The organism is Pseudoalteromonas sp. SWXJZ94C (assembly GCF_015864385.1).
GTDB lineage: Bacteria > Pseudomonadota > Gammaproteobacteria > Enterobacterales > Alteromonadaceae > Pseudoalteromonas.
Window position 1 is genome coordinate 1 of sequence record NZ_JADYXF010000010.1, and the last position, 15,483, is coordinate 15,483.

The 15,483-nt window shown below is 41.0% G+C and carries 12 protein-coding genes; 8 read left to right on the forward strand and 4 right to left on the reverse strand.

The annotated features are described in order from the left end of the window. Positions 1-550 precede the first annotated feature (550 nt). Positions 551-1,960, reverse strand: coding sequence for a sugar porter family MFS transporter (locus tag I6F65_RS05920; RefSeq protein WP_331460628.1), 1,410 nt, complete (start codon positions 1,958-1,960; stop codon positions 551-553). 61 nt (positions 1,961-2,021) lie between these two features. Further along, entirely contained in the window at positions 2,022-3,062 is a 1,041-nt protein-coding gene (locus I6F65_RS05925; RefSeq protein ID WP_007585144.1) for a LacI family DNA-binding transcriptional regulator, read from the reverse strand. 211 nt (positions 3,063-3,273) lie between these two features. Here I6F65_RS05925 and I6F65_RS05930 point away from each other — a divergent pair, with 211 nt between their 5' ends. Then, positions 3,274-4,884, forward strand: coding sequence for a glycoside hydrolase family 43 protein (locus I6F65_RS05930; protein WP_197111964.1), 1,611 nt, complete (start codon positions 3,274-3,276; stop codon positions 4,882-4,884). Positions 4,885-4,957: 73 nt separating this feature from the next. Here the strand turns inward: I6F65_RS05930 and I6F65_RS05935 are convergent, their stop codons facing one another. Further along, positions 4,958-5,914, reverse strand: a complete 957-nt coding sequence (locus I6F65_RS05935) for a Gfo/Idh/MocA family protein (RefSeq protein WP_024610332.1) — start codon at positions 5,912-5,914, stop codon at positions 4,958-4,960. Between the two features lie 162 nt (positions 5,915-6,076). Between I6F65_RS05935 and xylB the strand changes: the two genes are divergently transcribed. The 6 genes from xylB (at position 6,077) to I6F65_RS05965 (ending at position 13,417) form a co-directional block, all read left to right on the forward strand. Continuing rightward, positions 6,077-7,534 (forward strand): xylulokinase, encoded by a 1,458-nt coding sequence (gene xylB, locus I6F65_RS05940; protein ID WP_197111966.1) that lies wholly within the window; start codon positions 6,077-6,079, stop codon positions 7,532-7,534. A gap of 30 nt (positions 7,535-7,564) precedes the next feature. Continuing rightward, entirely contained in the window at positions 7,565-8,884 is a 1,320-nt protein-coding gene (gene xylA, locus I6F65_RS05945; protein ID WP_007375167.1) for a xylose isomerase, read from the forward strand. Positions 8,885-8,920: 36 nt separating this feature from the next. Continuing rightward, positions 8,921-9,862, forward strand: a complete 942-nt coding sequence (tal, locus tag I6F65_RS05950) for a transaldolase (protein WP_369122871.1) — start codon at positions 8,921-8,923, stop codon at positions 9,860-9,862. 58 nt (positions 9,863-9,920) lie between these two features. Further along, the gene (tkt, locus tag I6F65_RS05955) at positions 9,921-11,939 is read left to right on the forward strand and encodes a transketolase (RefSeq protein ID WP_197111971.1); all 2,019 of its coding nucleotides are present in this window, start codon (positions 9,921-9,923) and stop codon (positions 11,937-11,939) included. Between the two features lie 106 nt (positions 11,940-12,045). Next, the gene (locus I6F65_RS05960; protein WP_024612548.1) at positions 12,046-12,429 is read left to right on the forward strand and encodes a hypothetical protein; all 384 of its coding nucleotides are present in this window, start codon (positions 12,046-12,048) and stop codon (positions 12,427-12,429) included. A gap of 13 nt (positions 12,430-12,442) precedes the next feature. Next, a complete protein-coding gene (locus I6F65_RS05965) occupies positions 12,443-13,417 on the forward strand; it encodes an aldose epimerase family protein (RefSeq protein ID WP_197111973.1) in 975 nt (324 codons plus the stop codon). 96 nt (positions 13,418-13,513) lie between these two features. Here I6F65_RS05965 and I6F65_RS05970 read toward each other — a convergent pair whose 3' ends face one another. Further along, positions 13,514-14,662 carry an endo-1,4-beta-xylanase gene (locus I6F65_RS05970; RefSeq protein ID WP_197111974.1) on the reverse strand — a complete coding sequence of 383 codons (1,149 nt, stop codon included), beginning with the start codon at positions 14,660-14,662 and terminating at the stop codon, positions 13,514-13,516. A 169-nt stretch (positions 14,663-14,831) separates the two neighbouring features. On the opposite strand from I6F65_RS05970, the gene I6F65_RS05975 reads away from it, so the two are divergent. After that, positions 14,832-15,290: a cupin domain-containing protein gene (locus I6F65_RS05975; protein ID WP_231613120.1), complete on the forward strand. Its 459-nt coding sequence runs from the start codon at positions 14,832-14,834 to the stop codon at positions 15,288-15,290. Positions 15,291-15,483: the final 193 nt, after the last annotated feature.

Consider the following 15,483-nt stretch of genomic DNA (forward strand, 5'->3'; position numbering starts at 1 on the left):
ATTCCACCATATAGTTTCATACTAAGTTCCTCGAGGTACAGTTTATGTTTTGGTCAACACAACTGTATCGAAAAACTCGAGGAACTTTCTATATGATTATCAAATCTTGACTTCATACATCATAATTTTTGACAGTCCGCTTATCGCTCACTGCAGACTATTAGCTTTATGTGCTTTTTAGTTGCCTATTACACCGACGGCTCTACTACGTCTTTTTACAAAAACTACGTCACGTCTAATGTTATTCATTTTCACAACATACTCGAAAGTTGATAATCCAGTTAAAAACCAAAGGAAGACGTCGATGAAGGCTGCTCGAATCGAAATAATAAAAGTTTAAAAATGGTGTTAAACGCTATTGCAAATAGTGATATTGAACAAGCGACTCACACTTTACTTAAATGCATTAATAATTTAACTATTGAGAAATGAGGTAGTTACTGCGAGTTTATAAAGTGTTTGGGTTTAGTAAAAAAAGCTTAACGAGTGAAGCAGTCTAACAACGCCAAAACTATTGCTTTAGTTTTGGCGCTTATTAAAGGGGTAATATTTACCCTTTCATTTGTTCAAGCTCTTTGCCTTTGGTTTCGTGTAAAAACTTAAATACAAATATAACTGAAACAAACGCGCAAAATGCGTAAAAACCATAAGCCCCTGCTAAACCTATACCGGTGAGCATGACAGGGAACGACCAGGTAATTAAAAAGTTAGCTATCCACTGGGCAAAGCCAGTAACTGCAAGGCCAGAGCCGCGAATTTGGTTAGGGAACATTTCTCCTAACATAACCCACATTACAGGGCCCCACGATAAGTTAAAAAAGAATACATACGCATTAGCGGCTATTAAAGCAACTATGCCCTGCTCTCCTAATTCTAAGTTACCTGTTGAGCCAATATCTGCGTTTAAAAAGGCATAAACAATAACCGAAAGCGTCACCGTCATACCAATTGAGCCGGTTAACAAAAAAGGTTTTCTGCCAATTTTGTCTATAAAACACATGGTAATAAACACTGCTAAAATACTTACAAAGCCGCTTATTATATTAATAAGTAACGCGTCAGATTCAGTAAAACCGGCTGCTTGCCAAAGTACCGCGCCGTAGTAAAAAACAACGTTAATGCCGACTAATTGCTGAAATGTAGCTAAGCCAATTCCTATCCAAACGATGGGGCGTAAACGTTTTTTAGGTTTATCAATAAGATCAGATAATTTAGGTTGGTGTTTATCGCCAGCAAGAGACTCTGCTATTTCATTTAATTTATGAGCGGCAGTTTTATCACCATATAATGACGATAACACCCGTGCAGCAGCGTCTTTTTTACCAGCCATAATTAAGTATCGAGGGCTTTCGGGGATAAAGAATAAAGCGATTAAAAATAAGCATGCAGGTAATAACTCAACCCAAAACATCCAACGCCATGTTTCAAAGTCGAGCCAAAATATAGCCGTAGAGCCGCCAGCTGTGTTGGCTAAAAAATAGTTACTCACAAATGCGCTAAACAAACCAAAAATAATAGCCACTTGTTGCAGTGTAGAGAGCGTGCCTCTGTATCGTGCGGGGGCAATTTCGCTAATATAAGCTGGGGTCATAACCGATGCAGCCCCTACAGCTAAGCCGCCTAAAATGCGATAAATCACAAATTCAAACGATGTGACTGACACACCCGAGCCCCAAGCACTTATAATAAATAAAGCAGCGGCAAAAAGTAAAATTAGACGCCGACCAAATTTATCAGCCAATCGACCTGCGCAAAACGCACCAATGGCACAACCAATTAGCATGCTCGATACGTTAAATCCCGTACCCGCACTACTGGAGCCAAACGCCGTTTGTAATCCATCAACAGTGCCGTTAATTACGCCGCTGTCAAAACCAAATAAAAACCCGCCAATGGTCGCAACAAAGCAAACCAGTACTATTAAAAGTACATTTTCTTTCTCGTTCATAAGTATCCATATTGTGTGTTGTTGTTATTTTATATAGATTTTGAAGCTCAAAAGGGTGTGCGTTTTAGCTTATTTAGTTATTTTTATTGGTTGAGCTTGATTCTCTTTCTATTAATTCAAAATCTAAAATATGTCTTAAGTCTAAGCTTTTTACATTGCTTAAATCGTTATACTGACCCGATGCAAGTAAAGTAATCGCAAGCTCAGCCATTTCATTGATGGGCTGTTTTACCGTAGAAATATTTGGCCAAACTATGGTTGCAAGTTGCGTGTCATCAAAGCCAACAACCGAGAGTTCGCTTGGAATATTAATACCTTGTTTTTGAGCTATTGAGATTACAGCGGCTGCCATATCATCGTTAGCTGCAAAAATAGCCGTTGGTTTATCATCAAGCGAAAGTAATTTTATTGCCGCTTCCATACCCGATTGATAGGTAAAACTGCCCTGCTCTATATACTCAGGTGGCGTTATTATTTTATTAGAGCGCAGCGCATCTAAATAACCTTGGTAACGCAAACGGCTTACACCTTGTTTAGTGTCGCCAATAATATGTGCAATTTTGCTATGCCCTTGATTTATTAAATGCTCTGTAACATCAAACGCCGCTTGGTAATCGTCCATGCATATATAAGGGGAGCGATTTAATTTTGTATCTGGCGTTATTCTTACAAATGGTACTTGAGCTTTAGTAAGCACATCTAAAACCTGTTCGTTGTCGCACATAGGTGGCAGTAAAATCATGCCATCAACCTGTGTAACATCAATAAGTTGCTTTACCGATTCAATTGTTTTGTCAATATCGGTATGCGCTTCGTCAACAACAAGGTGGTAGCCCAGTGCGCGACATTTTTTAAGCGCTGCCAATAAAAATTGGCTTATGTAAGAGTCACTTGGGTTATCGTATAAAAGCCCTAAAAAAAATGACTTAGTACTAGCAAGGCGCCTAGCAGACACATTTGGCCTGTAATTTAATTGCTCAACAACCGCCATTACTTTTTCGCGAGTTTTGTCGCTTACTTTTTTGTCTTGGTTGAGCACGCGCGAAACCGTCATCATTGATACACCAGCCTGCTCGGCTACATCTTGTATTCTTGCTCTTTTAGGATCGGCCATTACTGTTATTACCTACTCACAATCATGTGATTGTTATAATTAACTTTCTTAATTTTCATTATACATAATTGTAAAGCTTGATATTGTTTACAGCGCGTTTTAAATGATTACTTATTGACAAAGTCTTATACTACACTGAAAATGTTAGCGCTAACAACAAATTTATAATATTCACACCCAATAACATAAAAAACTTAAAAAGGCCTATATTATGAGCATGCTGCAAAATCCAATTCTAAGAGGCTTTAACCCAGACCCAAACATTGTCAGAGTTAATAACGACTACTACATAGCCACTTCAACATTTGAATGGTTTGGCGGTGTGCAAATTCACCACTCTACCGATTTAGTAAATTGGCGAGTTATAGGCCAAGCACTTAACACCGTAGAGCAACTTGATATGCGAGGAGTGCCCGACTCTTGCGGCGTATGGGCTGCGCAACTAAGCTACAATAATGGCCGTTTTTATTTGGTATATACCAATGTAAAAAGCTTTGATGGCCCTTGGAAAGACACACCAAACTATTTTGTATCAACCACTGATATTACCGGTAACTGGTCACAAGCGACTTACTTAAACTCTAGCGGTTTTGATCCGTCTATTTTTCACGATGATAACGGTAAAAGTTATTTGCTAAACATGCTGGTTGATCACCGCAACAACACACTATTTGGTGGCATAGTAATGCAAGAGCTTTGCCTAAAAACCAATAAGCTAATAGGCGATGTTAAACCTATATTTTCAGGCACAGAGCTTGGTTGCACTGAAGGTCCACATATTTTAAAACGCGGTGCTTACTACTATTTAATAACCGCTGAAGGCGGCACAGGGTATGAGCACTGCATTAGTGTTGCTCGCTCTAAAAACGTATTTGGCCCTTACCAAGCACACCCACACAACCCCGTAATAACAGCAGTACATGAGCCGAGTAATGCGCTGCAAAAATGTGGCCATGGAGATTTTTTTCAAACGCAAGCCGGTAATTGGTACACGGTATTTTTAACATCTAGACCACTGACTGAGCGTGGCCGCTGCATTACAGGGCGTGAAACAGGGATTGAGCAAATAATCTGGAAAGACGATGGCTGGCCTTATGCAAAACACACAAATAAAGCCCCCAGAATACACGTACCCGTTGAAGGTTTAACGCTAAACCCACAGCCGCAACCCTCAACAAAGATTGATTTTAGTAAAGATGGGCTTACTGTTGATTTTCAGTCATTGCGCATACCTATGTGCAAAAATTGGGTCTATAAAAACACTCAAAAGTCATCGCTCACCCTAGTGGGAAAAGAGTCTTTAAGCTCATTGTATCAGCAAAGTTTTATTGCTAGGCGTGTACAGGCTCATCATACTGTTAGCAGCACATCCGTTGATTTTGCGCCGAGCAGTTTTCAGCAAATGGCGGGGCTAGTATGTTATTACAACACCGCGCATTACTACTATTTGCATATAAGCGGCGGCGATGTAGGCGATGAAACCACACCACGTTATTTAAATATAATAAGCTGCGATAAATACCAAACAAGCACGGCTGTTGCACCGCTTTTGCTTAAAACAAACAAACCTGTTTACTTAAAAGCTGATTTTAATGGCGCTCAGCTGCAGTTTTACTACGCCACCGAAAAAAGCTGCTGGATAAAGTTTGGTCCAGTGCTTGATGGCAGTATTTTATCTGATGATTACGTGCAGCAATCACCACAAGGGTATCGCCCGTGTTTTACCGGTGCTTTTGTTGGTATGGCGTGCCAAGACTTATCGGGGCAAAATAAAGAAGCTCACTTTTCATTTTTTAATTATGACGAACCTAGCGGCGAATAAATCGCCGCCAGTTAAGTTTATTAGTTGATTTAGAGCTGATATAAAACCATTTAAAAGCTCATTCAAAGTTCTCTTAAAACAATGCTTTAATACGCTCCATTTGCGATTGTAAAAGTAAACTTTGAGAGTGGCTCATAATGTCACTCTCTCGTTTGTTTTCGCTCAGTAAGCGCCCTACTTCTTGGGCTTCAAAGCTATAACCTTGTGACTGCCTGCCATCTTCAAAATGCTCTATTAAATCATCAAGCTCATACAAAGAGCACTCATAAGCTCTAAATGCATCGGGTATTTTTATATAGCCTTTGTCGCCAATAATATACGCGCCATTCCCTAACCGGCATTGAAATGACGTTGCTAAGCTCACCATTACATCACCACAATTAGCAGTAATAAGTACATCGTCTTCCACGCCTTTGTAGCGAATATTTGCTCTTACGTGTAAGTTTTCAAGGTCGTTATTTAAAAAGTAATTGGCAATCGCAAGCGGATAAATTCCCATATCGAGTAAACAACCGCCCGCTAAATCTGGGTTGTATTCACGCCCATCGGGATTAAAAGGCACAGGGTAGCCAAAGTCAGCTTTAACATGTTTAATAGTGCCAATTCGCCCTTGCTCTACCCATTGTTTTGCTTTTTGTATTGCAGGTAAAAAGTACGTCCACATGGCTTCCATTAAAAATACGTCGTGCTTTTTAGCCAGTAAAGACAACTGCTTGCACTCTTCAGCCGAAACCGTAATGGGCTTTTCGCACAATACATGCTTACCTGCTTTAATAGCATCGCTGGCATTTTTAAAGTGAAAGTTATGCGGGGTCGCAATGTAAACTACATCAACGTTTTTATCGTCAAATAATGCCTGATACCCTTCGTAGGCATTGGCCGCACCATACTTGCTCGCAAAAGCGGTTGCATCATCTCCATTTCTTGCTGCAACTGCGTACGCAACACTATTATTTGTATGTGCTAAGTCTTCACAAAATTGTGCAGCAATTCGGCCACAACCAACAATACCCCAGTTTATTTTTTTCATAGTGTTTCCTTATGATCTTAAAAAGAAATTTAAGTGAACTCCAACAACCAAGCAATAAAATTGCAAATTAATTGTTAAACATAGTTTAAAACTAGCTTGACTTAACAATATCAAATCATTAATGTTAGCGCTAACACTAAAACAACATTAAGTATCACATTTATGTTCCTTGGTATCGATTTAGGCACTTCAGGTGTAAAAGTAATTATTTTAGACGAGCAAGACCAATTGCTTGCTCAAGCAAGTGGATCTTTAAGCGTTTCACGCCCGGCACCACTTTTTTCTGAGCAAAACCCTACAGATTGGTGGCTTGCTACCTGTAGTGCAATCGAGGAGCTTAAAAATACTCACCCTGCATTACTAAAATCGGTAAAGGCTGTGGGCCTTTCTGGGCAAATGCATGGCGCAACGCTGCTTGATAAAAACAATAATATTATTCGCCCAGCCATTTTATGGAACGACGGGCGCAGTGCAGCACAATGTGTAGAGCTTGAAAAACGCGAACCAAATTCTCGTAATATTACCGGCAACATAGCAATGCCTGGTTTTACTGCACCTAAATTGGTGTGGTTAAAAGAGTTTGAACCAGAAAACTTTGCAAAAGTAGCCAAAGTATTATTACCAAAAGACTACCTACGCTTTTTAATGACCGGTGATTTTGCATCAGATATGTCTGACTCAGCAGGCACACTGTGGCTAGACGTAGAAAAAAGAGCGTGGTCGCAAAAAATGCTTAGCGCCTGCGACTTAACAGAGCAACACATGCCTACTCTTTTTGAGGGCACACAAATTACTGGAAAATTAACAGCCCAAGTTGCTGCTAAATGGGGTATGGAGCAAGTGCCTGTTGTTGCAGGTGGTGGCGATAATGCCGCAGGCGCTGCCGGTGTTGGCGTAGTAAGGCCTAAACAAGCGTTTTTATCATTAGGTACTTCGGGCGTTTACTTTGTTGCTAACGATAAATACCTGCCTAACCCAGAAGGTGCTGTACATACTTTTTGTCATTGCATTGAAAACACCTGGCACCAAATGTCAGTGGTGTTAAGCGCAGCAAGCTGTTTAACCTGGGTCACTAAATTAACCGGTTTTAAAAACGAAAGCGCATTGCTTGAACAAGTAAGTAAATGCGATTTTAGCAAACCAAGCTCAGTGATATTTTTACCTTATTTAACTGGCGAGCGTACGCCGCATAATAACCCCGATGCCAAAGGCGTATTTTTTGGTTTAGATAGCGATACCGATGCAGCAGCCCTTGGCCGCGCAGTACTAGAGGGCGTTGCTTTTGCTTTTGCCGATGGCCAACAAGTACTGCTTGATGCTGGCGCACAAATTGACGATGTAACCGTTATTGGTGGTGGCGCTAAAAGCCCACTGTGGGGAAAAATCATCGCAAGTGTACTCAACCGCCCCCTAATTTACCGAGAAGGCTCAGAAGTTGGCCCCGCATTTGGCGCTGCAAGACTTGCCCGAATAGCAGTAACACAACTCCCTGCACAACAAGTGTGTGTTAACGGCAAAGTAACGCAAACAATTGAGCCAGACCCAGTCATGCAAGACTTTTACGCACAGCAATACACAACATACAAAGCACTTTACCAAAGTGTAAAAACATACTTTTAATACACTATTATAAAATTAATGGAGCACATTATGAGCGAACAATTTTTTACAAACGTTGAAAAAATCAAATTTGAGGGTGAAAACTCTAAAAACCCATTTGCATTTCGTTACTACGACGAAAACCAAGTAGTGCTTGGCAAAACAATGAAAGAACATTTACGTTTTGCAGCCTGTTACTGGCATAACTTTTGTTCTACAGGGTTTGATATTTTTGGTGAAGGTACATTTGATCGTCCTTGGATCCAACCTGTAGGCAATCAATTAGAACTTGCTGAACAAAAAGTAAAAGTAGCCTTTGAATTTTATGAAAAATTAGGCGTTCCTTACTTTTGTTTTCATGATGTTGATATTGCCCCTGAAGGCAAAACACTACAAGAAAGCCACGATAACGTAACGCACATAGCTAACATTATCGAAAAAGAAATGCAGCGCACCGGTGTAAAACTACTGTGGGGTACTGCTAACTTATTCTCAAATCAGCGTTTTTGTGCCGGTGGTGCAACAAACCCTAATCCTAATACGTATGCATATGCAGCAGCACAAGTTAAACATGCAATGGAAATTACGCATCGTTTAGGCGGCGAAAACTACGTACTTTGGGGTGGCCGTGAAGGTTACGATACGCTACTAAATACAGACCTTGCACAAGAAAGCGAACAGTACGCACGCTTTTTGAAAATGGTTGTAGAGCACAAGAAAAAAATTGGTTTTAAAGGCACATTATTAATTGAGCCAAAACCACAAGAGCCAACTAAGCACCAGTACGATTACGATACAGCAACGGTTGCAGGCTTTTTATACAAGCACGGCTTACAAGACGAAATTAAAGTAAACATTGAAGCAAACCACGCAACACTTGCGGGTCATAGTTTCCACCACGAAATTGCAGTTGCTTGCGCAGAAGGCATCATGGGTAGTATTGATGCTAACCGTGGCGACATGCAAAACGGTTGGGATACTGACCAATTTCCTAACGACGTAGCTGAGTGCACACTTGTTGTTTACGAAATTTTAAAAATGGGTGGTTTTACAACGGGCGGCTTTAACTTTGACACTAAACTTCGTCGTCAATCGTGTGAGCGTGATGACTTATTCATTGGTCACATTGGCGGTATGGATACGATGGCTAAAGCATTACTCAATGCAGCAGCAATGATTGAAGGCGGCGAGCTGACTGATTTTGTTGAAAAACGTTACGCTGGTTGGAAAGAAGACCTAGGCCAAAGCATTTTAAATGGTGAGCAATCACTTGAAAGCCTTTCAGCCTTAGTACACGAGAACAACATCGATCCTAAGCAAGTTTCTGGTCGCCAAGAACTGCTTGAGAATATTGTTAACCGCTACGTATAAGGACATCGCCTCGGTTATAAAGCCGAGGCGTACATCATTATGAACTTGTTAGAACAACTCAAAAAAGTAACCACAGTCGTTGCCGACAGTGGCGATGTAGAGTCAATCAAAGCCCTACAACCGGTTGATGCAACAACCAATCCTTCGTTAATTTTACAAGCTGCAAAATTACCTCAATATAAACATTTAATTGAAGACGCTATACAAAAAGCTGGCAACAACGTTGACGCTATATGCGACCAACTTATTGTTAACTTTGGCTGTGAAATACTAAAAGTAATACCTGGGCGTATATCGAGCGAAGTAGATGCGCGTTTATCGTTTGATACCCCAGCAAGTATTGCCAAAGGGCGTAAGCTTATTTCACTTTACGAGCAAGCGGGTATTTCAAAAGACCGCGTACTTATTAAACTTGCTTCAACGTGGGAAGGCATTAAAGCCGCCGAGCAGTTAGAAAAAGAAGGCATTAAGTGTAACTTAACACTGCTTTTTTCGATGGCTCAAGCCATTGCGTGCGCACAAGCTAACGTAACGCTTATATCTCCGTTTGTTGGGCGTATTCTTGATTGGTACAAAGCCCGCGATAATAAAGAATACACCCCAAGCGAAGATCCTGGTGTGCAGTCGGTTACCAGTATTTATAAGTACTATAAAAAGTACGATTATAAAACCGTGGTAATGGGCGCAAGCTTTAGAAACATTCAAGAAATAATCGAGCTTGCTGGCTGCGATTTACTGACTATCTCGCCCGCACTGCTCAATGATTTACAAAGCCAAGAAGGTGAACTGCTTACTAAGCTTGACGCTGCAAATATTGCCAAAGCACCGCAAAGTGACTTAACCGCACTCACCCATGAGCAATTTTTATGGCAGCACAACGAAGATCCAATGGCCAGCGAAAAGCTCGGTGAAGGTATTCGTAACTTTGCCAAAGATCAGCGTATTTTGGCTAAATTGGTTGAAGACTTACTAAACTAATTTCCCTCAAGCCTGCTACATAACGTGCGGGCTTTTTTAATTTTATTTGAGGTAATACATGACTCAGCTTTCTTCTCGTGCGCCTTTTGCTAATGCCATTCGCGCACTCAGTATGGATGCGGTACAGCAAGCAAATTCAGGGCATCCGGGCGCACCTATGGGTATGGCCGATATAGCCGAAGTACTGTGGAACGATTTTTTAAACCACAATCCAAACGATCCAAATTGGCCAAACCGAGACCGCTTTGTACTCAGTAACGGTCACGGATCTATGCTTATTTATTCTTTATTGCATTTAAGCGGGTACGAACTACCACTTAGCGAGCTTAAACAATTTAGACAAATGCATTCAAAAACCCCAGGCCACCCTGAATATGGCTATACCCCAGGTGTTGAAACAACCACAGGTCCGCTTGGCGCAGGTTTATCAAATGCCGTAGGCATGGCTATTGCCGAAAAAGCCCTAGCAGCACAATTTAACAAAGAGAGTTTTGATATTGTTGATCATTACACTTACTGTTTTATGGGTGATGGCTGTTTAATGGAAGGCATATCGCACGAAGCATGTTCGCTTGCAGGCACATTAGGCCTGGGTAAACTTATTGCTTTTTGGGATGATAACGGCATATCTATCGACGGACACGTTGAGGGCTGGTTTACCGACGACACCGCTAAACGCTTTGATGCTTACGGCTGGCATGTAATAAAAGATATAGACGGCCACGACCCAGAACAAATTGCCAGCGCCATTGCACAAGCCAAACTAGTGAGCGATAAACCTACTCTACTTTGTTGTAAAACCGTGATTGGTTTTGGCTCGCCAAATAAATCAGGCTCGCACGACTGCCATGGCTCGCCATTAGGTAATGACGAAATAACTGCTGCACGTAAATTTTTAAACCTCCCAAATAAAGCATTTAGTATCAGTGATGATATTTACGCCCATTGGGACGCTAAACAAAGCGGTGATAAAAAACAAAAACAATGGCAACAACTGTTTAGCGACTACACCAAAAGCCACCCAGAGCTTGGCAAAGAATTTGAGCGCCGCGTAATTAAACGCACCCTTCCTGACAACTTTGAAGCTATTGCAAACAACTATATTGCACAGTGCAACAAAGACGCCGCTAACATTGCCAGCCGAAAAGCCTCGCAAAACACCATTGAAGCCTTTGCCCCGCATTTACCAGAGTTATTGGGTGGCTCTGCCGATTTAGCCGGTTCTAACTTAACGCTGTGGTCTGGCTCTAAAGGCATAAGCGCAGATGACGCCAGCGGTAATTACCTGTTTTATGGCGTGCGCGAGTTTGGTATGAGCGGCATTATGAATGGCATATCACTGCACAGTGGTTTTATTAATTACGGTGCTACATTTTTAATGTTTATGGAATACGCCCGTAACGCAGTAAGAATGTCAGCACTTATGGGTATTCAAAATATATTTGTGTATACCCACGACTCTATTGGCCAAGGTGAAGACGGCCCGACTCATCAACCTATTGAGCAACTAGCCAACCTACGTATGACGCCAAACCTAGTCACATGGCGCCCATGTGACGCGGTAGAAACCGCTGTTTCGTGGAAAAACGCTATACAAAATCAGCAGCAACCTACAGCGCTTATTTTTAGTCGCCAAGGGCTCAACCATCAGCCACGTACCGCTCAGCAAATTAGCGACATAGAAAAAGGCGGCTATATTCTCAGCGATAGCAGTAAAACGCCTGAGCTTATTTTAATTGCAACAGGCTCTGAGGTTGATTTAGCAATGCAAGCCGCAAAAGAGCTTACAGCACAAGGCGTTGCAGTGCGTGTGGTATCAATGCCAAGCACCACATTGTTTGATCTACAATCAGACGATTATAAGCAAAGTGTATTACCAAACTCGGTTGCAAACCGCATTGCAATTGAAACATCACACCAAGATTACTGGCTTAAATATGTAGGTTTACAAGGCAAAGTAATTGGTATGAGCACTTTTGGTGAGTCGGCGCCAGGTAACGTGTTATTAGAGCACTTTGGCTTTACCACCAAAAACGTAGTTAGCACCGCGCAGGCGTTAATTAAAGCCAACGCCTAATACATTTAGTACGCGTAATGCGCGCAATAATACAATTTTATCCAATTAATGCGCTAAGCCTCCCAAAGCTCGGCGCATTTTTATAATTAACTAACAAAGGTGAACTATGAAATATTTACTATTAATTATGCTTTTTAGTGCAGGTACTAGTTTTAACGCATGGGCAAATGACAAGCAAAATGATGAACTAATGCTAACGATTTTTCTAAAGCACGACCAATCAAAAAACCTCTCTGAAATAAAAGAAATACTAAACAACGCTAACTTTTACAAACACTTCCCACCAGAGGGCGCAACGGTAGAATCTTGGAAAGTAATGATGGGTATAGGGCAAGTAGTTACTCTGCGCTTTCCGGCAGCGCTAATGCCAAAAGTAAATTTATCAATAGAACGCTATGGCTGGAAAGCTTACAGCACTGAGTTTTATCCAACATACGACCTGTACCCAATCGTAAAAGAAGAAATTAAAAAAGCCAGAACGAACAATTAAAAGAGTAACCAACATGACAACTTCAATTGTTCAATACACACTAAGTAATGAAACAAACGATACTATTTCTATTATTAACTACGGTGCCCGGCTTACAAGCTGGGTTACCCATATTGATAATAAAAAACGAAATATTATACTTGGCTATTCTAATATTAATGACTATTTAAACGATACGTTTTACTTAGGCGCGGTAGCCGGTCCTTATGCAAACAGGCTAAATAACGCACAAGTACACATTGATAATAAAGCCTATGCGCTTAATAAAAACGAAGGAGTAAACCAACTCCACGGCGGGCATAAAGCATTAAGCGACTTGTTTTGGCATCTCGATTACCATCAAAAAAACGTGTTAAGTTTAAGTATTACCCTACCCGATGGTTATAACGGCTACCCCGGTAAAACCACATTTAATGTGCTGTACAGCTTTACAACTAACAGTAAAAACCAAAGTAATCTTGATATTAAATTTACTATTACCAGCAATAAAAAAACCATTACGGGGCCTACATCACACCCGTATTTTAACCTAAATGGTATTACTAACAGCGCACAAGGGCATGTATTAACATTAGCCGCAGCGCATTATACGCCCGTGGATACACATGCCATTCCTACCGGTTTAATAGCCCCTGTAGCCAATACGCCTTTTGACTATACAAATGCGCGGGTGCTTAATAAAACCGATAAACTTGATCATAATTTTGTAACCGAGCAAACGCTTAACCTGCAAACTATTAAGCAACACGCGACGCTTACAAGCGCTGATGAAAAAGTAATGCTGAGTGTGCTTTCTAACTACCCTGCCATTCAGGTGTATACAGGGCAGCACTTAAAAGGTGCGTTTAATGCATATGACGGTATTTGCCTAGAGCCGCAATTTTGCCCCGACAGCCCTAATAACCCACACTTCCCATTTAGCTATTTAACACCACAAATGCCTTTGCAAACGCATATTAGTTATTGCTTAACTAACTTGAAATCTTAATAATAAACCTATCAAAAATAGCTATTTTAAGCGCTTAAAACCAAAAAAGGATCGCTATTAAGCGATCCTTTACGGGAGATTAAATGTTTAGAGCGATTATAAATCGCTTACAAAGCTTTTAAGTTTTAACTCACGGTCAATTAATAATGGGTAATCGGTGCGCCCTTGCATTGGCCAATCGTTACGCCAAGTGCCTGCATCGCTTATACCCCAAAATGTCACGCGGCTTACTTTATCGTCATGCTTTTTAAGTATGTTAAACACGGCTTTGTAGCGCTCGCCTAACTGGGTGTTTACTTCACTCGGTAAACCATCTGGGTATGGGTTAAATCGCTCTTGCAGCGCAATATCTAACGAAATATCAGCCCCTTGTTCTTCACCTTCAGGGAACGGCAATACCGAAATATCAAGCTCAGTGATCATCACATCAATACCCGTTGCAGCGTATGCCACAATAGAGTCTTCCATTAACGAAAGCTCTGGGTTATCAAGGGAATAATGCGCTTGCATGCCAATACCATCAATTTCAATACCTTTGCTTTGTAAATTTTTAATAAGCGCAATTGCACCGGCTCTTTTTTCTGGCTTATACAAGTTATAGTCGTTGTAATACAGCTTGGCATTAGGCGCTGCCTGCTTAGCGTATTTAAACGCGTATTCTATAAAGTCGTCACCAATAATGGTGCTCCATTTAGATTCGCGCAGTGTGCCGTCTTCGTTAAGTGCTTCGTTTACCACGTCCCATGCAAAAATGCGGTTTTGATAACGCCCTGCAACAGCATTAATGTGGTTTTGCATGCGCTTAAGTAATGCATCGCGGGTTAGCGGTTCGCCCTGCTCGTCTTCAAAAACCCAATCAGGGGTTTGCGAATGCCACACTAATGTGTGCCCAACTAACTCTTGGTTGTTCTCTTGTGCGTACTTAACTAACGCATCAGCGGCTTCAAAATCATAGGTTTCAAGCTCTGGGTGTATACGCTCCCACTTCATAGAATTTTCTGGCGTAAAGGTATTAAATTGCGCTTTAGCCACGTTTAAATCTTCAGGCAAAGCCCCTAACACTTGGTCGCGGCTAATTGCTGTACCAATTTTAAAATGATCTTTAAATTGCGCTTTAAGCGTTAATTGCTCCGGCGCTTTTTGTGCTTTTAGTGTCGGTTTACTTTGCTCTGCTGAGCCATTACAGCCAAGTGCAAGGCTCGACATTCCTAATAAAATAGCAATCGTTAGTTTATTTTTATGCATGATGTACCTGTTGTGTGTTTTTTAGTGTGCAAGGTAAACTTAACACCATATAGTCTTTTTGACAACAACGTTTTATTAAAATAGACTGAACAAAAATAACACATCACACATTCCTTAATTGCATACCTAACTAGCAAGATAACTAGTAAATAAATTAGCAAGGACACACATGAAAAACACAACAAACACTTTATCACTAACAGCCGCAGCCACCTTTGCATTAACAGTCGCATTAACTGCTGCAATAATTACTGCATTACCTGTCAGCGCAGCAGATAAACCCAAGCAACTTACCTCGTCTATAGTAAGCCAGAAAGAAGCGCACATTACTCATTACGAAGGCGGTGATTTTCATACCTACTTTTATGGCGATACATCTCTCACCAAAGGCGCTATTACCGGCGTGGCGGTTATTAAACCTAATAACGAAATACATCCCGCCCACCAGCATCCCGATGAAGAATACTTAATGATTCTAGAGGGCTCAGGTACCTGGACACTTAATGGTAAAAGCCAACCAGCACTCACCGGAGATATTTTATTTGCAGCCCCTAATGACCTACACGGGATTTATAACAACGGCGATGTGCCACTTAAGTTTGTGGTAGTGAGGTATCAAGCTAAGTAGTTTTGATTGGATTTTTGAGTTTTTAAGTGAAATAGACCAAGAGAATAATGCACAAAGAGGTTAAGAGACGCTTCGCTTTTAGAGGAAATAAAACAGCCTGGTATGAGATCAGGCTGTTGAATCAATTCAGAGCTACTAATTATCTGATTGGTAGATCTTTTTTATAAATAGTTGAATTTTAAAATCAGCCAAA